We start from the raw sequence: 23,555 nt of genomic DNA, 5'->3' as shown, positions 1-23,555 counted from the left end.
AGTATCATACAAGGACTATACACCCATGAGTGATTTAGAGTACCAGCCGGTCAGTTTTAAAGATGTACTTATTGAAATGAAGGATATTTCTGAACTGATGGTTGATCTTGCTTATTCTGCGATTCTTTTTGAAAGCCGGGAGATTGCCCAGGAAGTTATCACCCTTGAAGAACGGATGAACCAACTGGTCTACCAGGCACGGATACAGAGTATTCTCGGGGCCCGGAGGGTCGAGGAAGCTGAGTCGATGAGCGGGATGCTGCAGGTCAGTGAAGCGGCAGAAAAAATTTCAAATTCTGCCTCTGAGATTGCAACCATCATCCTGAAAGATGTGAAGTTTCCTGCAAAACTCCGGCTTGCGATGCCGGATGCCGAAGAGGTTACCGAACGTGTGGTTGTTGCAAAAGAGAGCATCATTGATGGTGTCACTCTGGGCCAGCAGAAACTCCAGAGTATGACCGGAATGCGTGTCATTGCAATCAGGCGAGGAGTCTCGTGGATTTATGACCCCGAGCGCGACACCCGTATTCTTGACGGTGATATCATCATTGCAAAAGGCCCTGAGAGCGGTATTATCCCGTTGTATGATCTCTGCGGGGCAGAGATCCCGGCAATCGATGAGTCTCCTGAAGGAAGTGTTGTGACAGACCTTGACCGGGCTGTCCGTCTGATTGTCAAGATGAAGGATGTTTCAGAGTTTGCAGTCGGCCTTGCATATACATCGCTGCTGTTTAACAACAGGGAGGTGGCCGATGAAGTAGTCTCCCTTGGGACCCGTATGGATGACATGCGGTATAATCTGGATCTCTGGATTCTTGAAGCCGCCAAACGCATCTCAAATGTAGAGTACCTGCGTGGTTTACTCTATATGTCATCATTTGCAGATAATATTACAAACGCCGCAGGTTCTATTATTGATGTCATATTGCGTGACATCGAGATTCCGCCCGTTTTTAAGAAGATTGTACGTGAGTCAGATGAAATCATTTCACGGATTGAAGTGCACGAAGGTTCTGAACTTGCTGGAAAAAGCCTGAAAGAAGCTTCACTGACAACGGTGGCCGGTATGGTTGTCCTTGCTGTCAGGCATCAGAATAAATGGAAATACCGTCCGAGAAAGGATGAAAAATTACGTTCCGGTGATCTTATCATAGCCAAAGGGCGACGGGATGGAGAATGCCGTCTGTATGATCTCTCCCGCGGAACGTGAATATACCGAATGTAGAAAATAATTAGCCGAGTGTGAAAATAAAATGACGAATGGAGAAATGACTGTTTACCGCCTCTCACCAGCATGTGATCTGGGTGATGTGGAAGAAGGCAAAGTATATGCCGTGCGTGTGCAGGGATTTGCTGATTTTGGCACGTTTGTGTATCTTAATGACCGAATAAAGGGTCTGATACACAAATCGAATGTGAAGACCGATCATCGTGAAGGGGAGACATTATTCGTACGTGTACGGGAAGTGCGCAAAAATGGCAACATCGATCTTGAGGAGATTGTCCCTGCCGGTTACCAGATGGAGACTGTTGCAAAGAAACTCTCAAGCATAAGGCTGGGTGACCTTTCGGAAAAAGTTGGCAGACATGTCACCGTTGAAGCAGAAGTTGCACAAATAAAGCAGACCTCAGGACCCACCATATTCACCATAGTCGATGAAACAAGTGCAGAGGATGCTGCAGCCTTCATTGAGGCAGGGGTACGTGCCTACCCGGAGGTTGAACTGGAAGATATGATCTCAGTCTCGGGTGAGGTAATGCTCAGGAACAACCGCCTTCAGATTGAAGTCTCAAACATCCGGGTTCTCTCCGGTGAAGAACGGGAAGATGTGAAACTGCGTATTGCAGAAGCCCTTGAATTGCGTGCCGAACCGGAAGACATCCCGTTCATGATCGAAAGTGAGGTATTAGAAAGCCTCAAGCCGGAGATGCAGAAGGTAGCAAAGATAATCCGGAAGGCCATATTCACTGCCCAGCCGATTGTGCTGCGCCACCATGCCGATGCAGATGGCATTACTGCTGCAGTGGCTGTTGAACGTGCCGTCACCTACCTTATCCGCGAGAACGGCGGTGACCTTGACTCAGAGGGCCATATGTTCAAGCGGGCTCCGTCAAAAGCACCATTCTATGAAATTGAGGATATAACCCGTGACCTTGACTTTGCTCTGAAAGACTTTGTCAGGTTTGGCCAGAAGCTGCCGCTCATTCTCATGATGGACAATGGCTCAACAGAAGAGGATGAAGCATCGTATCGGATGGCAAAAGTATACGACATCTCAATTGTGGTTGTTGACCATCACCACCCCGATGAAAGCACAGATGCATATCTCGATGCACATGTGAATCCATACCACGTCGGTGGAGACTTTGGTGTAACGGCAGGTATGCTCGGTGCTGAACTTGCCCGCATGATCTTCCCCGGTGTAGAGAGTGAAATCCGCCACTTCCCGGCAGTTGCGGCCGTTGGTGACCGGAGTGAAGCACCGGAACGCCAGCAGTATCTGGACCTTATCAGCAATGACTGGAGCGAGGACCAATGCAAGGATATTGCTCTTGCCCTTGATTATGAACAGTTCTGGCTCAGGTTTAATGACGGGCGGGAAATCGTAAAAGACATTCTTGATGTCAATGGAGAACACGACCGCCATGAACGTCTCATTGCCCTTCTTGTAGAAGAAGCAAATCTTGCAATCAAAGAACAGCTGAGTGCGTCAATGCCGCATGTCGTCGAAAAAGAACTTGGAAACACTGCAAAACTCTTCACGCTGGATGTAGAAATGTACGCCCACCGGTTTACCTTCCCCCCGCCCGGAAAGACCTCCGGCGAGGTGCACGATATCCTCTGCAGGCGTAATGAGGGTGCACCAGTGGTGACACTGGGTCTCGGGCCTGACTTTGTGGTCATCCGGTCACGTGGTGTTCTGATGAACATCCCGAAGATGGTACGGGAACTCAGAGAAGAGGTTATCGGCGGCGGAGTGAACGGCGGAGGCCATCTTGTCGTTGGAAGTATAAAATTCGTCGAAGGAATGCGGGAATCGGTAATTAAAAGCCTCATTGCAAAGATAGAGGAATTCCCCGTAGTATAATTTTTTTAGGGTTATTTAAAGAAATTACCCTTTGATTTCTAAAACATTTCTATAGCGGATATGATACTCAATTTTGGTCAATCTGCAAAGGTTAAACCAATAATTATCAGAAATTGTCTCTGAATTGAAAAAAAGAGAGTTCTGTCTTTAGAAAGGTATATATTATAGTAATTTCAAAATGGAAATTGTTCCCGGAGTGTTATGATGAATCGTAGTAACCGTATTTCTGACCAGTATACAGCAACACAGGGTAAAATTCTGTCATACCTGGTACAGGGTCTCAAAGCGGGAAAACATTACTTTAAGTCCAAGTACATTGCTAAAGACCTCGGTCTTTCGCCGAAAGAAGTTGGAACAAACCTGGCGATTCTCTCTGGTATCTGTGATGAGCTTGATATCTCCCGCTGGAGTTACTCGAACAGCACTACATGGCGTGTTCTCCCGAAAGCTGCGTAAATTTTAAGTACTGCTTTTCAGGCCTCATGCCTGAATCAATTGTTCATTTTATTCCTGATTTACTGCTGGTGCTGCTTACATAAACAAAAGCATTAACTTCTGAACAGGAAATTCATTTGTATGACTGATAAAATCGTTGAATTTGTATCTGATATTGAATTTATTGCAAATATTGATGAAAATAAAGACTGTCTCATGAATCAGGGCACCCAGTCTGACGAAGCCTCAGTAACACAAGGCAATCCACTTGGTCTTTGGTATAACATTGATGTGCCCAAAGGACACGGACTGAATGCCGGTGACAAAATCCGGATCATTATCGAAAAAATCTAGTCTGGTGAGAGTAAAAACAAAATGGAGTCTTCTTTCTCCGTTTGTGCCTGGAATAAATGATTACATACGATGGTATATAACTGATGAATTTATCTTGGTTTGCATATGCTGCACTGGTATTTCTCTTTGCAGGTATCTGTATCAGTGGATGTGTTACCGATGAGGATGCATATTCATCGGCCTCATCTCTGTATGATAATGCTGATACGAAAATCTGTGAAATTAACTGGGATACCAATCCACCTGAACTTACTGATGCGAAACTTCAGGGAGCAGAGGCGGAGCTGAACGAGGCATTTTTAATTGTGGATGCCATACAGCCGGAACCTGAATTCACTGAACCCAGTGCCCCGTATGCATTGCGTGAAATGATTTTTGGAAAAATGGCGTATGTCTCTGCTGCCCGGGAAGTGTCAGCCGCCCAGATTCATATCCTGAATGCAGGTGACGCAGCAGAAATCTACCAGTATGATGACTGGTATCTTGAGATGCATGCCGCTCAGGGCAATCTTGCCCTTGCCCGTACAGAACTCTCTGTCTCTGATACCCGCATGGATGGAATTAATATGACTCTGGTCCCAGCAGATATGCGTTTGGATATTACTGAGGCAAAAGCCCTGAATGTCAATTTTGCCGAGCTCATTACCTCTCTTGAACGGTCAATTGAACTCGCCCTTAATGGGTGAGATGACTGATTTTTTTATGCTGCGTTCAGGAATGCAGTGAGTCTCCGGACTGCCGGCTGTATCAGGTTGTCACCATACAGTGCTTTTGTTGTTTCCAGAGTGAATTCATACTGATTTATGTCCTGTGTACTCACGATGAAGTAAAATGCATCACCTGATGCCTGAACCGTCTTTGTCACATGCTCTCCATACCGCATCTGGTTGCCGGTGACAATGGCACCGTCCTCAGCGTCCACAAGTATCCAGGTCAGCTGAGAACTTTCCGGTTTATTGACTGCAGTCATGCTGGCATTTATCCGCCAGAATCCAAACGGAACATGAAATTTCTCTGAAAATCCATTGCCCGGGCCGGTGTATGTTGCAAACCGGACTATCTCTCCTGGCATCCATATTTCAGGATACTCAGGGTCTGATGCTCCAAAATGCGTCATGTCATCTGGAAAATCCGTGACCGGATATCCTCCGTCCCCACTTACAAAGACGGTATTAAGGTCAGTATTTTTTGGAATATTCCATACCTGTGGTTTTGCCTGTGGGGTGTGGGGGGAATATTCGCCTGTAGGATTTTCATATGGTGATTCTGGCGAAATAAATCCATTTAAACCCGGGATGCTGTCAATCCCCTGTGTGGCCACTGCGATGATGGCCACAATGATGATTGCACCAGCAAAGGTGATGATATCTGCCCGTTTCACATCATAACCTTGCACAGCTTTTCTGATAATTGTTTTTCTCTATTTTTTTGTATCAGGGGTGCAAGGATGGTATTTTCATAAAATCGGGTAAACATACACATAGATTAAATAGCATCGGGCTGCAAATTTCAATAATCTATGGATCTGCAGGAATCACGAACATGGATTATATTTTATCTGATCTCATTTGTGTTACTGCTGGTTTCTGTGTTTTTGACGTCAAAAGGAGTCCTGATGGGAGTTGGCCTTACGATGGTCATTGTGGTGATTGGTATCAATCTCATGTTTATGCTCACTCAGATAAAAGCATCCTCGAAAAAGAAAGAAATAATGGATAGGGTTTCCCATATTGAAAGAAATGCACAGGGTGATGTGGTAAGCCCTGATGATCTCCCGATAAAGAGTCGGTAATTACGCGCTTTTTTTCCGGTATATTTTCTGAATTGAATTAAATGGGTCGTACAGGTGCTCGACATCCCTTCCCATATACTCTGTCTTTCCCATAACATAGTATCCGCCTTCTGAAAGCGCTGGCGCAAACAGCCGTGCAAGTTCATCCTTCTGCTTTTCTGTGAAGTAGATGGTTACATTCCTGCAGAGGATAACGTCCAGATACTGGGTCACCGTCCGTCCGCTCATCAGGTCATGCCGGGAAAACTTCACAAGATCTTTGAGGTGTTGTTTTACCTGGTATGACCCGTCATCCTGTTCTTCAAAATGCCTGCGTATCTGGGGTTCTGAGAGGTTTTCCAGAGCTTTTTTCTGGTATATGCCCATTTCTGCCTTTTTCAAAGCTTCTCTGTCAATGTCTGAGGCAAAGATGGTAATCTGCACATCCGGGTACAGCACTTTGGCTTCATGGCACATCAGCGCAAGGGTGTATGGTTCTTCTCCGGTGGCACATCCGGCACTCCAGATTCTGATTCTCTGTTTCCTGCGTTTGATCTCCGGAATAACTTCACGTTTTATAAGATCGAATACTTCCCTGTCCCGCCAGAATTTGGTCACATTAATGGTGAGAGCATTTCGGAGTGCTTCCTGTTCATTCGTGTCTGAGATGAGTTTGGAATTGTATTCAGGATATGAATCCATTTTGTTCATACGCATTCTGGACTGTATTCTTCGCTGGAGATAGTCTGGTTTGTAGTTTGCACACTGTATCCCAATTTTTGATTCTATCGTACGCAGAACTGACTGAAATTCTCTGTTTTCCATTGATCTCTATCTCTCAAATCTCTTTTTCAAAGCTGAATCGGTCTATCTGGGAATGCAGGCGTTCTGCCATAGTATCGAGTTCATGGACAACACTTCCCACCTCTTCGGCTGAGGCACTCAGCTCTTGTGCAAGTGCTGCCATATCCTCATTGCTATGCATGGTTTCTCGTGCCATCTGTGATACACGTTCTACTTTTTCCATCAGGCGGTTGGTGGCATTTGCCTGATCTTCAGTGGCACGGGTAATCTCTTCAACTCCCTGTGCTGACAGATTAACTACATCGACTATGGTGTTAATGGCTTCAATGGATGCATTCACACTGATCATCCCGTTGTGGATCTCAGCATCTGCCGTACGCATTGAATCAGCAGTTCTTTCACTTTCATTTTTAATCATCCCAATCATTTCTTCAATGCTTGCTGACGCTTCCTTTGACTCCACTGCAAGGTTGCGGATCTCACCTGCCACAACGGAAAATCCCCTGCCGTGTTCGCCTGCCCGTGCCGCCTCGATTGCAGCATTGATGGCGAGAAGATTTGTCTGGTCTGCAATGCCTGCGATGATTCGGACAATCTTTCCAATTTTTTGCATCTGGTCATTCAGAGAGGTGATGCCCTGTAGGCTTTGCTGGGATATTTCGCCCACCAGTGCTATTTTTATTGAGGCGTCCTTACCGATTTCAGCACCTTTTGCCCCTTCTTCTGAAGAGAGTTCTGACTGCCTCATCACTTCCTGTGAAGTACTGGCGATCTCCTCTATTGAAGCTGAGAGATTTGCCACTTCATAGCTTACTGCCTCTATTTCTCCCTGCAGGGTGCCCATATTTTCGGTAATGGTCTGTGTGTCTGTTGCCATCTTTACATTGGCACTGCTTATTTCATCGCTGCTTGCGGTAAGTTCTTTTGCGGTATGGCGAATGGTTTCAATTGTTTCTGCAACATTTACTGTGATTGACCGGACTGTGCTGATTGAGATGTTGTAATGCTCTTTCAGGATTTTGAGAGGATCGGTATCTGAAACAGCAGTTTCTGCCATGAGGTTTCCTGATGCCAGTTTCTCCATCTGAGTGGTCAGTTTGTTTGCACTTTCCGTGAGGGTTTCTGTCTCTTCCCGGACGTGTGCCATGAGACCGGTTATTTCTGCTTCCTTTTCCCTGACATCGGAGATGTCATTGTACACAATGAAAATATTTTTTAATTCACCATCAGGGTTAATGACCGGGATCCCATATTGTTCCAGAATATGTGTACCTGTCGGCAGATCAACAGTGAAAATCCCGTAGGACTGTTTCTTTTGTTGGATGACATGGCCAAGCCCGTCGCCTTCATGGTTTTTGATCCTGAAATCCCGGGCATTCATCCCGATGAGTTTTTTGCGTGGAATTCCGCTCATCCTGACATATGCTTCATTCGCGAGCTGGATGGTGAAGGTACTATCTGTGTAGAGGATGGGCATTGGGTTCTCTTCGATCATCAGATCAGAGCGTTTCCGGAGAATTTCATTTTCTGCCATCCGCTTCCGGATTTCATCTGCTTCCCGGCGTTCGCGTGTCACATCATTGTAGAAGATATAAACCGATGCAATGGCACCCTCTTCTCCCAGGACGGGTATGCCATACTGTTCAAGAACATAGGTTCCTGAAGGCAGATTGATCTCAATCTCTGATGAACTCCGTGTTTTCGCTTTCACCGTTTTTCCGATGCCTTCCCCTTTCTGACTAATGAGGGTGAAGTCCCTGAGGTTCATATTTTTGAGTTTTGAGATGCGGATCCCGGATAACTGTTCATATGCATGATTTGCACCGATTATTGCAAATGAACGGTCTGTGATGAGAATCGGGATGGGATTGTTCATAACCAGAGCATTTGTCTCACGATTTTTCTGCATGAGGTCACGAACGGTTTTCTCGTCCTTCTGAATGGTTGCCTCTGTGGCCCTCTGCGCTTCCAGTTTCTCACGGAGTTTATGGTTTTCGGTCTCCAGAACTGATAATTTCATATTAAAGGAAGAAATTTCAGATTTTGTCTTTTTCTCCGCCTTTTCTGCTGAAAGAAGCTTTCCTCTGAGTCCGGTAATCTCAGACCCTGATTTCCGGTTCTGTACAGTCAGATCTGCATGGCGTTTTGTGAGATCTTCGAGCCGCTGCCGGATGTCTGCATCGCTCTCTTCTTTTGGTGTATTTGCAATCGTGTTCCTGAGTTGTGCTGTCTCCGCTCTGAGGTTGGAAATATTCTCTTTGAGCCGGATTATCTCATCATCTTTATTTTTGATTTCTGCATTCAGGCGTTCTATTTCTGTCCCGGATTCTGCAGTCAGATCTGCATGGAGGGCGGTAAAATTCTCGAACTGGTGTTGCAGTTCTGCATATGCTTCCGGTCTGATTGCCTCTGCTCCCTCTTTCCTGAGTTCTGCTACCTCCTCTCTGAAATGGGTTATAGCATCGTCTTTTTTTCTGATGTCTGCTGCAAGTTGTTCCTTTTCTGCCTCATACCGTGAGATGTGGTTTGCATTACGGGTGGAAAGTTCTTCGAACTGGTGCTGCAGTTCTGCATATGCCTCCGGCTTGACTGCCTCTTCTTTGAAATGGATAATGGCTTCGTCTTTCTTCCTGATGTCTGTTGCAAGTCGTTCCTTTTCTGCTTCATATTGTGTGGTGAGGTCTGCATGGCGTTTTGTGAGTTCATCGAATTGGTGCTGCAGCTCCGCATATGCCTCCGGTTTAACTGCCCCGGATGCCTCTTTAGCCTCTCTTCGAAGTGATGTTGCCTCCTCAGTGAGCACAACAATTTCTTTTCCGAGTCGGATTATTTCATCGTCCTTTCCTCTGATATCTGCTGCAAGCTGTGTATTATCCGATTCGTGCGTCTTTTTTTCAGCAGAGACAACCTCCCTGAGTTCTTCTGTCAGGGACTGGACAATTTTTTCCTGACTTTCAAGGTCTGCTTTCAGGGATGAAATCGTCTTTTCCCCTTCTGCTGATTGTGCAGCTAATACATCCGCTTTTTTCTGTGCTGCATGCAGTTCTTCATCTGCGGCACGACGCACAGCGCTGAGGGCTGCATTGATGGATATGACTATACTATCATGTGAGGAATCAAGAGATTCCAGAGAGATATTTCCGGTGTTTGGGTATTTAATTATATTATCAAGTGCTGCAGAAATTGTTCCCTCAATCTCTTCTGCTGTGTCAGACTCTTCTGTTTTTTCTGTATGGGTATTTTGATTCTGTACTCCGGTGAAGAGTGCTTTTCGACCCGGTCTCTTCTGTTTATCTGCCATATGAATTCAGCTCCTTATTTCCCACTAATTCCATTTTTTAATAACAGCGGCTAATTCCTCATAAACAACAGCCGCCTTACTATCTGGTGCGTATTGTGAGAGAGGCAACCCCTCTCTTTGTGCGTCGTGAACCTTGTTGTCATACGGAACGGTAAATACATGCGGAAAGGATTTTTCACAAAATTCCAGAATCTCATCAAACTGTTTCCGTGAGGACGTTTCGTCTTTTTTCAGTCCAAAAATGCGCCTGAAACCATCCGAAATTTGTTTTCCAGGTGTCATTTCTTCCTGTAACATCCTTCCACGGGTGATTACCGCAACATCTGCTGATACGGGTTTTCCCGTAATCTCAGCAATATCAGAGAAGATGGTCTGAAGTGCATCAAGTCCTGTACGTGCAAACATTCCGTTATCAAGAGTGACAATAATGTGGTCTGCTGCAACAATCCCGTTAATCACAAACTGTCCCATGCTGGGTGGGGTATCAATCAGAATGTAACTATACCGTCTGAGAATTGGCTTTATCGCTTCTTTCAGAACAAAGAGTCTGTCTTCCCGTTCATACAGGTATGGTTCAGCCCCTGCAAGGTCAAGTGATGAGGGGCAGAGATCAATGCCTGATTCAGTTGAAACGATGATGTCTTTGAGTTTTACCGGGTCAAATCCTTCCGTCCCTGACATAAAGACGTCATACATATTTGTCTGTTCTTCCTGTAGGTCATGTCCAAGCCCGGTGGTTGCATTTGCCTGAGGGTCGCAATCAATAATCAGGACTCTATTTCCCTTAGTATTGAGAGAACCTCCACTATTCAGGCATGATGTGGTTTTTCCGGTACCTCCTTTATGGTGTGTAAATGTTATTACCGGCATCAGGTTTCTCCCATCTGCAATCGTTAATTGGAATTTTGTGGTATCAGGGGAAAAACACTTTGTTTGTTCCCGGCACGAAAATGTCTATTTTTGACTAAAATCTTATATGAAGCATAAAACAAACAGATACATTGAATGGATCATTCCAGACTGAAGATTGTGATTTTTGGTGCATATAATGCCGGAAAATCATCATTTATACGAGCAATTGATCCCAAATCCCGGCATATTGAAGCGAATAAATGTGAGGTTTCAACAACAGTCGGGCTTGATTTCGGCAGAACGCTGGTAAACGGCCGAAAAATCTATCTATTTGGTACACCTGGGCAGGAACGGTTTGAATTTGTGCGTGATATTCTCTCCCGTGGAATGGATGGGGCAATCGTCGTAGCTGATACCACGCATGATCTGGATGGATTGACTGAGGGGTTATGTGCCTCACTCAGCGCTTCCGGGTGTCCGTATGCTGTTTTTCTGAACAAATGTGACCATCCTGATTCTCAACCCGGCAGGTATCATGCTATTACATGTTCTGTTTTTTCCCCCGAGATTTCAGCGGTGAATGGATGCAATACTTCAGAAGCACTGCGTGAATTTCTGGATATCCATTTCCAATAAAAATAGAGTGCGCGTCCGGTACAAAGCAAATAGTATAATTTGTTCCGGGTTTTACTTACATCAATTATGTCCAGGATTGGTGTTGTAACTGGTCTTATCCTTCTTCTGGCTGTGGTTGCCGTCTCTGCAGGGTGCCTGTCATATTCCATCGGGAGTGTTTCGTACAATGGTGATGGTGTGCACGTCTCTGTGGATAACAAAGCGGAAGCCAGAGATGTGTCAATGCAGATCACGGTCTTTGATCTCTCTGATTTCAAACAGGTAGAAGTGGATAAAATTGTCCGTTCCGTGCATCTTAATGCAGGAATAAATGATGTCACATTTGATGCAGACCTGCAGCCGGGCCCTTATCGTCTTTATGTCTATATGATGGAAGATGGTGAGCGGGTTGGTTGTGTGATTGAGGATCTTGAGGTCTGAGAAAGTGGCTTCATTTATTCAGGCTGCCGCAGGGAAAGAACCCTGCGACACGGTTTTTATCAATGCCAGAGTTTTCTGTCCGTTTACGGGGGAATGGGAGGATAATGCCTCTTTTGGTGTGAAAGATGGACGGATTGCAGGGTTTGGAAACTATTCTGCAGGAGATATCATCAATCTGCGGGGAAAACGTGTCATCCCTGGTCTGATTGATGCCCACGTGCATATTGAAAGTTCTCTTCTGACTCCCGCAGAGTATGCCCGGGCCGTGATTCCGCATGGGACAACCACCGTTTTTGCTGACCCGCATGAGATTGCGAATGTTGCGGGTACTGCAGGGTTGCGGTATATGCTGCGTCAGCGTTCAGAAGTCCCTCTGGATATCAGGCTGATGCTTCCCTCCTGTGTGCCGGCGACACCGCTTGACAGGGGAGGAGCTGTTCTCTCCTGCCACTCACTCGCAGCCTTTGTTGGTGAAGAGGGAATTGCCGGTATTGGAGAAGTTATGAATGTGCCGGGTGTGCTTGCAGAAGACGCTGATCTCTTCTGCAAAATTGGTTTGTCTCCTGTTGTGGACGGCCATGCACCGCTCCTTTCCGGGGAAGCACTCTGTGCCTATATTGCAGCAGGCATCCAGAGCGAGCATGAATGCACGGGTGCCAAAGAGGCTGCAGAAAAACTCAGGCGAGGGATGTATCTTATGCTCCGTGAGGGGTCAACAGAGAAGAACCTCGCTGCGCTGGCTGCGGTTGTGACTCCTGTGACTGCCCCCCGGTGTTCCTTTGCAACCGATGACAGACATGCAGATATGCTTGCAGAAGACGGGCATATCGATGACTGTATCCGCAGGGCCGTTGCCGCAGGTATTGAACCGGAGACGGCATTCCGGATGGCTACCCTCTCTGCTGCAGAACGTTTTGGCCTGAATGATCGTGGTGCTCTCTCACCTGGCCGGCGGGCTGACTTCTGTGTACTGGACGATGCCGGGCCGTGCACGGTAACAGACACTTACATTCTGGGTGTCAGGTGGACGGATCCCGGATACCGACTCCCTGATGTCCTGCATGTGCCCTTCTCATGTGCTCCTTTGACTGAGGAGTCCATCGCCATTCACGGGTCCGGGATGGCCCGTGTGGTGGGTCTGGTGCTGGGCCAGATTCTCACCCGCGACCTTTCTGAAGAGGTTGATGGGGCAGCCCTTCCCGACCCGTTGCGTGATCTCCTGAAGATAGTCGTCTGTGACCGCTACCGCAGTGCCGGTTGTGGTGTCGGGATTGTGAAAGGGTTTGGCATCCGGGACGGAGCTATAGCAGCGAGTGTGGCCCACGACTCCCATAATCTCATCGCCGTTGGAAGTGATGACGCCTCCATCATTCGTGCCGCAGAGATGGTCATTGCAGCCGACGGCGGCATGGCAGCAGTCTCAGGGGATACGTCTGCATTTCTGCCGCTGGAATGCGGTGGCCTGATGTCATCTCTTCCGTATGACGAAGTGGCAGAAGCCCTCCGGTCACTTGAGGCATGCATCCGGACAACCGGGTGTATCGAAAATCCGTTTATGTATCTCTCCTTTTGTGCACTCACGGTCATTCCTGAAATCCGGGTGACCGAACGCGGGGTCTTTGATGTGAATGCCTTTGCCGATGTGCCGCTCTTCTCTTCCCGTGAAAAATAATATTTTTTGGTATTCGCTGAATTATCTCAGATTCCATTCAGAGTAAGAAGGATGATCCAGAGTAAGAAGGATCATTCAAAGCAAGGAAGGGGGTGCCCCCTTCTCTGCAGCCCACCCCCATATGTGATGAATCATATTGGGGATGAGTGAGTGAGTGAGTGAGTGGTGATTTTTATCATGGTAATTTCTCCGGTTTTTTGTGTCCGGGGTTGTTTGTCGTGAGTATTCTGCAAAAAAACGGTGAAAAGAGATGTTCTGAATAATGAGGACTGTCTTAAAAAATACCAAAGGTTTCGGGAGGAATTATTCCTGCCACTACCATGAGCAGTATCAGAACTGGCTGGTGGATGATGTATATCAGAAGTGAGTGCCTGCCGGCCGTTGCGAGAAGGTTCGTAACCGGAGGGCAGGGCTGCCTGATTTGCCGCAGGGGACGCCCCTTCGGGTAGAGGTATGCACCCGCTCCCAGTCCCAAAAGGACCAGGCCGAACCAGGGAATGAGCGGTTCATAGTCAACTGAATAGAATCCTGCGGGATGAATACCCAGCCATGCAAGCCAGAGTGGCCCCACTGTCCCTGTCACCACAAGACCGAGTGCAAGAACAATCACACCTGCGATGAGGTTCTTTTTTTGCAGGGGAAAAAAGAGCGGTGCAAGGCAGATAGAGAGGCCGATGAGGTGCAGGATGCCAAAGAGAATGTATCCTCCTCCAATCACATACCAGGTTACAAGGGTGATGCCGCACCCGAGTGCGAGAATGAACGCACCCCTCATGAGGAACTTCTGCACAAGGGCTGACCCCTTCACTCCTTTTTGTATGGCACGTTCCCTGCTGATATGGAGGGACAACCCGACAAGAAAAACAAAGGTGCAGGCGCAGGTCAACGCAAATGCCCGCCAGAATCCACTTGTAATAGCAATGTCTGCCACACCGAAGTAGACCAGATCAAAGAGGAGGTGGTAGGTAACCATCATTATGATGGCAATGCCACGGGCTGCATCAATCTCCCAGAATCTCGATTTTGGTCTGGTCTGTATATTTTCTGCCTGCTCCATTCGTTCTCATTATAATATGGGGGGGTAATACGCATTAGTGTGATGACTCAGGGCGATGAGCATATTATTGAGGCAGCCGGCTGTGCCCGTGTTGTTGTACGGGACGGGCATGTGGTCTCGGTTGGGCCGGCACGTATTACCTCCTGTCCACTTGCGGCACGGTTCTGTGAGCCGGTGCGAAATTTTACCGAAGAGGAGATTCGCCGCAATATCGAAGGGCGCATTGCTGCATTTGGGATGTGCACTCCTGAACGTGTTGTGGTTTCTGATGATGATTTCGTGCTCTTTGGGGCATCTGAACTGCTCTCCTCTGCTCTCAGGTGCGGCATCATTGATGCAGCAGTGATTGCCTGTGACGGGGCAGGGACGGTAATTGCAACCTCACCCCGCCTTATCCAGGGTATAGGAGGGAAGATGTCCGGGCTGGTATCAACAACACCAATCCCTGCGGTGATTGATCGTATCCATGAAAACGGCGGTATTGTGGTGTCTCCCCGTGATGCAGCACTCAATGCAGAAAATGGGGTGCGAATGGCTCTGGAAAATGGCTATCATGCACCTGCTGTTACCACTGCCTCTGCAGATGAAGCTCTCACCCTGAGGAGGGTATGCCCTGATGCCTTTATTGTGGCAGTGCATACCACCGGCACGAATGATGAAGATGCAGTAAAATTTGCCGCATCCTGTGACCTTATATTCCCGTGTGCGTCCCGTGCACTGTATGAAATTGCCGGAAAACGGGCTCTTTTGCAGGGTGGCAAAGGTGTCCCGATATTTGCCATGACCAAGGCTGGAAAAGAAGTGATACTTGCCAAGATTGCGTCTGTACAGACACCGGTAGTGATTACCGGGCATACACTGCCCTATTCAGAAGGGAAGGGTCCCTCCCCTCTCGTATAATTATTTTTTACAGGTGCATGATTTCCTGTAAGTCACTGAAGGACTGCAGGGTGTAGTTTGGTTTTATCCGTGGGTAGGGAATGCCAATCCAGTCACCATATTTTGCATAGACAGTTGTCATTCCCAGAAGATTTCCGGGTTCAATCTCCCGTTTCGGGCTATCGCCGACGATCCATGCATCCTGTACGTCGCACTTCAGAATGGCTGCTGCCGCATGAAACATTTCAGGCTTTGGTTTTCTTACTCCTGACCGGTCGGGCGTCATTACGCCATCAAAGTAATCCCTGACGCCGGTTGCTGCCAGACGTTTTTCTGCCTGACTGCTCTCAGCATCAGTGATAATTGCCATGGATACTCCGGCATCTGCAAGAAGCAGGAGAGTTTCTTCCACTCCCGGATAGAGGGTGAGTGACCCAATCTTCACCTCTTCGTAAACCGCGCATGCTTCTTCATACAGGCGTGGTTCAAAGATACCGCGGTCTTCCAGAAAATCATGGATATTGTTGTGGTGTTCAAACCCATGTGTTCCACTCATAAAATACCGGAAAAGTTCCATACCCTCTCCGCTTCCTGCGAGATTTGTGACTGCCTCACATGACTGTGTTTTGGCAAAATGGAAGTCATAGAGGGTATTATCCATATCGAAGAGAACATATTCCGGGATTTTATCACGTGTTATTTCAGCCATCTATAATACCTGTTGTCAGTGTCTAGTGGTTTGCACCGTGTAGATAATTGGTTTGGGATTGTGGTAATGAGTTCAAAAAGGTTTATTACCATTTTGATCATATTTCATATCTTATGAATCAGGTGGTGGGTCAGGGGGGTTTTAATATCCGCAATCCGGTGCTTCTCATTGGATGTGTGATACTGACAAATCTCGCAGGATTTGTCGGATCGTTTTTTACGGCTACAGGAGCGGGATCATGGTATGCGGATGAATTGATAAAACCATGGTTTATTCCACCGAATGTGGCATTTCCGATTGCATGGACAACCATTTTTATCCTGATGGGTATCGCCCTGTATCTCATTCTGGCAGAAGGCACCGGGAGGGCTGACGTTCGAATTGCAACGGCGCTGTTCTCTTGTCAGCTGGTTCTCAATATTCTCTGGTCATATGCGTTTTTCACCCTTCAAAGTCCCCTTTATGGGCTTATTGAGATCATTATCCTCTGGATCTTCATTCTTGCCGTAACAATCAGTTTCTTTCGCATCAATAAACGGGCAGGATATCTCTTCATCCCGTATCTTGCATGGGTATCCTTTGCCACGGTATTGAATGGCTCTATATATTTGCTGAACTAAGTTCAGGAATAACTATAAATCCATACTTTCAATTGTTCTGACAGGTACATCTTATCTGTTACACCTGATCCCGGGTGCTGCCATCTATGCCGAATAATTCAGCAGAGAATGAACTCCCCCCACCATTCCAAACGGAACGTATTGAATCGGGTATTCATGAGTACTATGAATATATCCGTCATTCTGAAATCCCGATCATTTTTTTCGGGGAAAAGTGGAGTGTAACCTTTGCAAACAAGGCATTTCAAAATAGATATCAATATCCGGAAGATTTTCTGGCTGCCTCGCCTGATGTCAGGGACATTATCTGTCCCTGTGATTCACAGGGGGAAAAAAAAGATACAGCTGGGGATATTTGTGACCTTTTCAGGCCCGGAACTTTCGTCCGTGCACATGTGATTGATTCTGAGGGGGTTGGTGTCTTGTCACTGATATCGGTTTCTGAGATACCCGGTTCCTGTCTTGTTGCTGCAACAATTTATCCCGTTCCTCCTGCCTCTCCTTCATTAGGGATTCGGGATGATGGAGAGAATGTTCGCTCTGAAGAGGATTACGGAAAAATCCCGGTTGAAATATTTGAGTCATATCCTCATGCAGTCATTGTTCTTTATGATACGGCATGTCGGTATTATAACGCGGAGGCACACAAACTGCTGGGGAAAAATGCGTTTCTGAAGGACGGTATTCCGAAAATCCGTCTGGTACACAACGATTTTTCAGAAATCTTAGATACCATGAAATCTCATGCCGGTTCATCACCCTCTGACCCCCGGGTGATTGAAGATCAGCTTCGCACCAGCAGAACACGCAGTATCAATGTGGAGATTCTCCTTGTTCCCTTACGGGATAACTCCCGTAATCTTCTGGTAGTATTTCGTGATATTACCCAGCGGAAGAATGCTGAGTCAGAACTTCTGAAACGCAACAACCAGCTTTTAATGATGAATGAAGTCATGAAGGTGGCAAACTCGGTTGATACTTTAGACGATATGCTTCAGGAGATTCTTCAGACAGTTACCCGTGAGATGAATTTTGATCTTGGCTGGATATACCTGCGGGATACGGATGCAAAATGGGCAACGATTGTTGCATCATCCGGCGTTCCCGAACAATTTATTGAGACACGAATGCGGCAGAATGTTCTGGATTATCCGTTTAATCTGGTATTTTTTGCAATGCAACAACATTATGTGGATAACTTGCCGAATCATCCTCCCGGACCAATTGATTCAAAGGTGCTGGAAGAAATAGATGCAATCTCATATGCAGGTATTCCGTTGATATCTGACTCTGTTGTTGTTGGTGCACTCTATGTCGGGAGGCGGTCACGCTACTCCTTCTCCACATTTGAGAAGAAGACGCTTGAGATGATAGGTAAAGAGATTGGGAGTACGATTCTTCGTGGTATTTTGCAGGACAGACTGGAAGATGCCTATAGCGACGCAAGTCTCTACCTTGATATTATGCTCCATGACATCAAAAATGCAAATGCTGCCATTTTGGGGTATTCCCAGCGTCTGATGGATCATACAATGGAAGAGGGGAGCAGGTATGCCACAAAAGTTCAGTGGCATACCCATCATATCACGGATATTCTCAACAATGTGACCACAATCCGAAGAATCACTGATGAGTCAACGGAGATGACTCCTATCAATCTTGATGCACTTATCAGCGCTGAGATATTACAGTACCCGGATAGAGAAATTTCCTTTATGCGAACCGGATGTACGGTCTGGGCAGATGGTCTTCTCTCAGTGGTATTCATGAATTTAATCCGAAACAGCATCAAATACGGCGGGCCGGGGGTGCGCATCTGGATCAGTAGTGAAGAAACAGACCGTGAAGTGACCGTCTCTGTTGAGGATGACGGGCCGGGTCTCTCTGACGATAAGAAGATGCAGCTTTTTTCGCTCTTTCAGGAATCTACAACTGAACGGGGGGGACGCGGGCTTGGACTGCACATCACCCGCCTTTTGATTCGGAGATATGGAGGGAAAATTCGCCCGGGCGACAGGATACCAGGTTGTCATGACAAAGGACTTTCCATCCGGTTCACGCTCCGTCTGGCAGAAGAGACGGAGGATGATGGTGATATTTTATTTTAGTTTTTTCGGATGAAATTTGAGAAAACAAGCAGTGTCAATTATCTCTTCTTTTCAAAAAAGCTTCAAAAAGAGCAACTGGAATCAAGGGCCCGAAAAGTGGTGAGACAGATAAAAGAGGCAAAAGAAATTCAGGAAAGCATTGACAAGAATAAAGCCCTTCCAAAGCGTTTCCGGATAAACAACCTGTTTATTGATGTGGACCACTCTATCAAGACGAAACGTGTTGAACTCACGGAAGATGATGCGGTAAAGCTCCTCGAAGATACGTTTATCAACGGCAGAGAGGGATTTTTCTGCTTAAAATCAAGTAAGAATTTGACACTTACCGAAGTTCTTCTGACAGACCGAAAAAAGGATCCGATTGAGATAATTTTCCACTCCCTGAAGAATGAAATTGAAATTAAACCACTGAGATTATGGACAGATAACAGCATTTACGGAGCAATACTCATTAGATTTATTGTGCAACTATTCGTCTCACTGATCTGGTTTGAAATTCCTGAACTGAAGCACACATCGACAAAATTCATCAAAAAATCGTTATATGATTTGACAGTTACCGTTGATTCGTGGAAACGAAAGACGAAAACATACATCTACTCGAATTATGATGCTATAAACACGATGATTTTAAGCCATAATTGGGGGAATTTATGATTTTATTGAGTGAAATTTACGAACTGTCAAATAGATTATCCGGACAAAAAATGAAAATTTTTGATCGCTGTAGCGGATAGTTTGCTCAGGTGAATGAACTCAAACTGGCAAACTTAGGTATCAATGCACTTCAACGAGATGGCTGGGTCATCGTTCGTCAGTGGGGTAGTCATATCCGCATGCAAAAAAACATGGAGACAGAAACCCTGAAACTGTTACCATCCCTGCATATAAACTGATGAAACGTTCCACCATGTCTCATATATTAAAACAGGCTCACATGAACGGTTGAAGAATTGAACCGACTCTTGTGACCGGGGTTTTGATGCATTCCATCCGTTATGGTTCGTGTTTCCGGGGTCCGGTATTCAGACATGGTAATGTGGCTGCTGTCTTTCCATCTATCCTTTTTTTGCATACACCTTTTTGATTAGAGGACGGGGCGCTGAATACACAGATCTCCATCTATAACATGGCTGAAGGTAGGTGTGTGACACCCGCATCCTGCACCTCCGGCTGTGGCTACCGGGTCTCTGTAAAAACAGGCTGTAATATCTCTTTTACAGAGGTATGAGACTGGGGGTGGTTTCCGGGTTTCGGGGGTTTGATACGGCCTGTCCCTCCCACTTCAGTTATTTTTATTCCCTCATTTCTCGTCGTATTTCCCGTCGTAATGGTTCCCTGTCCCAGCATGGTTTGACGCCTGAATAACTGTCCGGGCATACTTTTAATACAGAATATCACTGTTTTCCGTATGAGGGAGTGAATTGTCTGAAGATGAGACTGGAATTGCGGGTTTAAAACCGGATGCCACGAATGACGAAATAAAAGAGAGGGCGTTTGAACTCATGCATGAGATACGTGATCTCTGTTTTGCGACATGTGACAACAATAAACCTGAAGTCAGGATTATTGACCTGATGGATATCAGGGGGGACGCGATTTATTTCCTGACCGCACGAGGGAAGCATTTCTATAAACAGCTCATGAAAAATCCTGAAATTGCAATTTCGGGCATGAATAAGGATTACATTTCCGTACGGGCAAAGGGCTGTGCAAAAAAGGCAGAAACGGAGGTAAGGATGTCCGTACTGGACAAAAATCCCCATATCAAAGAGATGTATGGCGATGCTGTCTCCATTCTTGAGGTATTTTATATTGATGCGGGCGCAGGAGAGATATTTGACCTCTCGACACCCAAACCAAAACGACTCAGATTTGGGTTTGGTGGGAAAGAACCGGAAAAATCTGCATATTACATATCTGACGCATGTATCGAGTGCGGACAGTGTCAGGAAATCTGCCCGGAAGATGCAATCGAGGAGGGCACTCCTTACAGAATCAATGAGTGTGTCTGTCTTGAATGCGGTATGTGCAGTGAAATCTGTCCGGAGGAAGCGGTCAAATACCGGCGATGACCTGAATTTTTAATAATTCCTCGTAAAAAACAGGAAAGGGCATGGTCTCAAATAAATATGACCCTCCTGTTCAGTTCTTATCCTCATCCTCAAACTTCTTGGAATAGTGGCTCCCGTCATGTGCAGAACGGTTTGTTCTTCAATTGGTTATACAGCGGCAGAGTATCATGGTTGATGTGGTTTTGCTATTGGCACCCCTTCGAGTTTCAGAGGCGTTTTATGTTGTGTGCAATGGAGGGACCGTTTTCCGATACCTCAATGGAGGAAACAATTTCATCCGGATTTTCATGCAGTGTGTCTCTCATTGTACCCCACTACTGACGCAACCGGTAAAAAAATGGGTATTGTCGGATGATTTTCGTCCTGGCGTCAGTGCCTGTGCCGGATAACACCGTCTGATATACCATGCAACCCTGTGGTTTATTCGTAGAATCTCCGCTATTCTTCGCATTTATCCCTCTCCCGGTGAACCGTATGAACAGAGGCCGGGACGATACATCCCCGCCTGAAATGGATATAATATAAGGAGTCCCTGTTATGGAAAAAAGCACACAAATAATGATTGCAATCGCCGGCCTTGCTGTGGTCTGCGTATGTGCAGCAGTTGTTCTTCCCTTTGTGATGGGCAACGACAATGAAATCGGGTCCGTCAGTACCGTTTCCTATGAGACGGTGCCTGCTGATGAACCCGAAGTCGTCAGTACCGTCTCCTATGAGACAGTGGCTGCTGATGAAAGCGTGAATACTATCGGGGCAGATAGTTCCGCCCCGGAGGGCATGGCGCCTGAAGGTATGCCTGAAATGGATGCTGAACAGATTCAGGAGATGCTTGATATGATGCAGGCGGATGGCATTGATACCACTGACGCCGAAGCGGCTCTTGAAGACGGCGATATGGATGCTTTCATGGCCTTCATTCAGGAGAACCAGCCCGCAAACGGTGGGGCTGGAGAACGGCAGGACGGCCTGCCTCCCCAGCAATAAATGCCATAGAAACAGGTTTGCGAATACCACATTTGATGAACACTCCCGCCATATAGTAATTGAGACGGGTGTGTTCCACCTCTCCCTTTCTATTACAATTATTAGCCACTGGATGAGGAAGACACCGGCCCTGTTCACACAACCGGGGCTGGTGCAGATATTCATCCCGTCTTCTTTTTTAGATGTGCCGAATTCTGAAAGGATGAGCTGTTTTAAGAAAAAAATTCGTCAGCACTATTGAGATAAACGGGTGATGGGTCTGCCTTTTTTGTATCGTCTTTTTCTTCTTCATGAAAGGGAATTGTGAGAATCTTTGGAATAACGTGTCATCACCTGCATGAGAGACAGAGATAAGATGCAGATTCTGAACTATTCGGGTGGTGCAGGTGATATCAGTCTTCCCGGCAGGATGGGGTATGAATGAGATTTTGGCATACCATTTTTACATTGCCATATTCTCTGTATTTGAAAACAAAGCCGCAGTGAATGTGTTGGTTCACTTTGTGATGAGTGACACTGAGAGCAAAAAAAGATGGAAAAAGATGGTTTGTCTCTCAATCTCAAGGTATCCTGTGTGAAAAAATAGTGTGTATCCGGACAGACGGTGAATGAATTTGTCTGGCTGTTAGTTATAATCAGAAAGTGCCAACGTTGAACCATTTGGTTCCATCGTTCTCACTCTTCCATTTTATGCATTTATACCCCTCTGCGTGAACCGTATGAACAGAGGCCGGGAAGGAGTTCCACCCCCTTGCCCTGACCCGAAAAACAGGTGAAAAAAATGAAGAAAAGCAGTAAATTTGTATTTGCACTGACTGGCCTTGCTGTGCTCTGTGTCTGCGCTGCGATGGCTGCACCAATGGGTGCAGGCGACGGAGCGGGACGCGGCGGCATGCAGGACGGCGAGCACATGCAGCAGATGATTGAGAAGATGCAGGCAAATGGCGTTGACACAACTGATCTTGAGACCGCAATTGAGAACGGTGACGAGGTGTCCGCCCGTGCCTTCCTGCAGGAGAACAAACCTGCAGATGCACCGGCAAAGAATGAAGACCGATCTTCAATGAACGAAGAACGCATGCAGGAAATGATCGCGAAGATGCAGGCAAACGGCGTTGACACGACCGACCTTGAAACTGCAATTGAAGATGGTGACCAGGGATCTGCCCATGCCTTCCTTCAGGAAAACAAACCTGCCGATGCACCGGCAATGAACGAAGACCGGCCTGCAATGAATGAAGAACATATGCAGGAAATGATCGTGAAGATGCAGGCAAACGGCGTTGACACGACCGCACTTGAAACTGCAATTGAAGATGGTGACCGCGAGGCTGTCCACACCTTCATGCAGGAGAACCGTCCCGCAGATGCCGGGAACGGTTCACACCGTGGCGAGCTTTCAACTGAGTAAAAACTATCCCACCATTTCGTGAAAGGCAGGATGCCATGCCCTCCCTCCTTCTGTGCCAGCACACAAAAGGATACATGGCCCCCTTTCCATACCAATCCCATCAATAATAATACTTTTTAGAATACTTTTTTGGAAGACACACGGTCCCCTTCTGACCACATACCACAGGACCGGTGTCTTTTGGATATGATTTTAAAATATGATTTTTACCGTGGCAGGGTGGGAACAATTTCCCTCTGAAAAGACCTGTTCCTGCCTTCTCCTCCCTCCTAACATGGATAGTTATGTCACTCTGTTTCTTATGGTAGGGAATATTCCGCCTTGGGTCTATTTTTGACATGCGGCTCTGGTGTGCGCTGGATTGCCATGCCGGAATGC

Annotated in this window: 23 protein-coding genes; 16 read left to right on the top strand and 7 right to left on the bottom strand. The window is 46.6% G+C overall.

The genetic code is table 11. The features are described from left to right. The first annotated feature begins 25 nt into the window (after window positions 1–25). The 5 genes from L0665_RS02490 to L0665_RS02470 all read left to right on the top strand — a co-directional run bounded on the left by L0665_RS02490 (window position 26) and on the right by L0665_RS02470 (window position 4,564). Complete coding sequence (locus L0665_RS02490) at window positions 26–1,210, top strand: potassium channel family protein (RefSeq protein ID WP_274924133.1); 1,185 nt, start codon at window positions 26–28, stop codon at window positions 1,208–1,210. A gap of 43 nt (window positions 1,211–1,253) precedes the next feature. Then, the gene (locus L0665_RS02485; protein ID WP_274924132.1) at window positions 1,254–3,089 is read left to right on the top strand and encodes a DHH family phosphoesterase; all 1,836 of its coding nucleotides are present in this window, start codon (window positions 1,254–1,256) and stop codon (window positions 3,087–3,089) included. A 204-nt stretch (window positions 3,090–3,293) separates the two neighbouring features. Continuing rightward, entirely contained in the window at window positions 3,294–3,545 is a 252-nt protein-coding gene (locus L0665_RS02480) for a DUF7123 family protein (RefSeq protein WP_274925710.1), read from the top strand. 120 nt (window positions 3,546–3,665) lie between these two features. Next, window positions 3,666–3,878: a hypothetical protein gene (locus L0665_RS02475; RefSeq protein ID WP_274924131.1), complete on the top strand. Its 213-nt coding sequence runs from the start codon at window positions 3,666–3,668 to the stop codon at window positions 3,876–3,878. Between the two features lie 83 nt (window positions 3,879–3,961). After that, window positions 3,962–4,564 carry a hypothetical protein gene (locus tag L0665_RS02470; protein ID WP_274924130.1) on the top strand — a complete coding sequence of 201 codons (603 nt, stop codon included), beginning with the start codon at window positions 3,962–3,964 and terminating at the stop codon, window positions 4,562–4,564. A gap of 14 nt (window positions 4,565–4,578) precedes the next feature. Here the strand turns inward: L0665_RS02470 and L0665_RS02465 are convergent, their stop codons facing one another. Next, window positions 4,579–5,259 (bottom strand): hypothetical protein, encoded by a 681-nt coding sequence (locus tag L0665_RS02465; protein ID WP_274924129.1) that lies wholly within the window; start codon window positions 5,257–5,259, stop codon window positions 4,579–4,581. Window positions 5,260–5,472: 213 nt separating this feature from the next. Here L0665_RS02465 and L0665_RS02460 point away from each other — a divergent pair, with 213 nt between their 5' ends. Next, window positions 5,473–5,670, top strand: coding sequence for a hypothetical protein (locus L0665_RS02460; protein ID WP_274924128.1), 198 nt, complete (start codon window positions 5,473–5,475; stop codon window positions 5,668–5,670). On the opposite strand, the gene L0665_RS02455 is transcribed toward L0665_RS02460, so the two are convergent. Genes L0665_RS02455 through L0665_RS02445 form a run of 3 tightly spaced genes read right to left on the bottom strand, consistent with a single transcriptional unit; the run spans window position 5,671 to window position 10,624 of the window. Beyond that, complete coding sequence (locus L0665_RS02455) at window positions 5,671–6,474, bottom strand: CheR family methyltransferase (protein WP_274924127.1); 804 nt, start codon at window positions 6,472–6,474, stop codon at window positions 5,671–5,673. Window positions 6,475–6,487: 13 nt separating this feature from the next. Next, a complete protein-coding gene (locus tag L0665_RS02450; protein WP_274924126.1) occupies window positions 6,488–9,754 on the bottom strand; it encodes a methyl-accepting chemotaxis protein in 3,267 nt (1,088 codons plus the stop codon). Between the two features lie 24 nt (window positions 9,755–9,778). Then, on the bottom strand, window positions 9,779–10,624 hold the full coding sequence (locus L0665_RS02445; RefSeq protein WP_274924125.1) for a ParA family protein: 846 nt from the start codon (window positions 10,622–10,624) through the stop codon (window positions 9,779–9,781). A 135-nt stretch (window positions 10,625–10,759) separates the two neighbouring features. On the opposite strand from L0665_RS02445, the gene L0665_RS02440 reads away from it, so the two are divergent. The 3 genes from L0665_RS02440 to ade all read left to right on the top strand — a co-directional run bounded on the left by L0665_RS02440 (window position 10,760) and on the right by ade (window position 13,334). After that, window positions 10,760–11,242, top strand: coding sequence for a GTP-binding protein (locus L0665_RS02440; protein WP_274924124.1), 483 nt, complete (start codon window positions 10,760–10,762; stop codon window positions 11,240–11,242). Window positions 11,243–11,308: 66 nt separating this feature from the next. After that, window positions 11,309–11,662 (top strand): hypothetical protein, encoded by a 354-nt coding sequence (locus L0665_RS02435; RefSeq protein ID WP_274924123.1) that lies wholly within the window; start codon window positions 11,309–11,311, stop codon window positions 11,660–11,662. Window positions 11,663–11,666: 4 nt separating this feature from the next. Then, a complete protein-coding gene (gene ade, locus L0665_RS02430; RefSeq protein WP_274924122.1) occupies window positions 11,667–13,334 on the top strand; it encodes an adenine deaminase in 1,668 nt (555 codons plus the stop codon). 274 nt (window positions 13,335–13,608) lie between these two features. On the opposite strand, the gene L0665_RS02425 is transcribed toward ade, so the two are convergent. Further along, entirely contained in the window at window positions 13,609–14,391 is a 783-nt protein-coding gene (locus tag L0665_RS02425; RefSeq protein ID WP_274924121.1) for an acetyltransferase domain-containing protein, read from the bottom strand. 42 nt (window positions 14,392–14,433) lie between these two features. On the opposite strand from L0665_RS02425, the gene L0665_RS02420 reads away from it, so the two are divergent. Next, window positions 14,434–15,291 (top strand): methanogenesis marker 8 protein, encoded by an 858-nt coding sequence (locus tag L0665_RS02420; RefSeq protein WP_274924120.1) that lies wholly within the window; start codon window positions 14,434–14,436, stop codon window positions 15,289–15,291. Window positions 15,292–15,298: 7 nt separating this feature from the next. On the opposite strand, the gene L0665_RS02415 is transcribed toward L0665_RS02420, so the two are convergent. Further along, on the bottom strand, window positions 15,299–15,979 hold the full coding sequence (locus L0665_RS02415) for an HAD family hydrolase (protein WP_274924119.1): 681 nt from the start codon (window positions 15,977–15,979) through the stop codon (window positions 15,299–15,301). A gap of 113 nt (window positions 15,980–16,092) precedes the next feature. Here L0665_RS02415 and L0665_RS02410 point away from each other — a divergent pair, with 113 nt between their 5' ends. The 6 genes from L0665_RS02410 to L0665_RS02380 all read left to right on the top strand — a co-directional run bounded on the left by L0665_RS02410 (window position 16,093) and on the right by L0665_RS02380 (window position 23,177). Beyond that, window positions 16,093–16,599, top strand: a complete 507-nt coding sequence (locus L0665_RS02410; protein ID WP_274924118.1) for a TspO/MBR family protein — start codon at window positions 16,093–16,095, stop codon at window positions 16,597–16,599. 86 nt (window positions 16,600–16,685) lie between these two features. Next, window positions 16,686–18,707 carry a GAF domain-containing sensor histidine kinase gene (locus tag L0665_RS02405; RefSeq protein WP_274924117.1) on the top strand — a complete coding sequence of 674 codons (2,022 nt, stop codon included), beginning with the start codon at window positions 16,686–16,688 and terminating at the stop codon, window positions 18,705–18,707. 9 nt (window positions 18,708–18,716) lie between these two features. Further along, window positions 18,717–19,364: a hypothetical protein gene (locus tag L0665_RS02400; protein WP_274924116.1), complete on the top strand. Its 648-nt coding sequence runs from the start codon at window positions 18,717–18,719 to the stop codon at window positions 19,362–19,364. Between the two features lie 767 nt (window positions 19,365–20,131). Further along, window positions 20,132–20,782: a 4Fe-4S binding protein gene (locus L0665_RS02390; protein WP_274924114.1), complete on the top strand. Its 651-nt coding sequence runs from the start codon at window positions 20,132–20,134 to the stop codon at window positions 20,780–20,782. A 537-nt stretch (window positions 20,783–21,319) separates the two neighbouring features. Then, window positions 21,320–21,766, top strand: a complete 447-nt coding sequence (locus L0665_RS02385; protein WP_274924113.1) for a hypothetical protein — start codon at window positions 21,320–21,322, stop codon at window positions 21,764–21,766. Between the two features lie 781 nt (window positions 21,767–22,547). Then, window positions 22,548–23,177, top strand: coding sequence for a hypothetical protein (locus L0665_RS02380; RefSeq protein ID WP_274924112.1), 630 nt, complete (start codon window positions 22,548–22,550; stop codon window positions 23,175–23,177). Window positions 23,178–23,277: 100 nt separating this feature from the next. On the opposite strand, the gene L0665_RS02375 is transcribed toward L0665_RS02380, so the two are convergent. Then, window positions 23,278–23,517 (bottom strand): hypothetical protein, encoded by a 240-nt coding sequence (locus L0665_RS02375; RefSeq protein ID WP_274924111.1) that lies wholly within the window; start codon window positions 23,515–23,517, stop codon window positions 23,278–23,280. Window positions 23,518–23,555: the final 38 nt, after the last annotated feature.

The organism is Methanogenium marinum (assembly GCF_028912405.1).
Classification (GTDB): Archaea; Halobacteriota; Methanomicrobia; order Methanomicrobiales; family Methanomicrobiaceae; genus Methanogenium; species Methanogenium marinum.
This window is presented reverse-complemented; position numbering and strand designations above follow the sequence as displayed.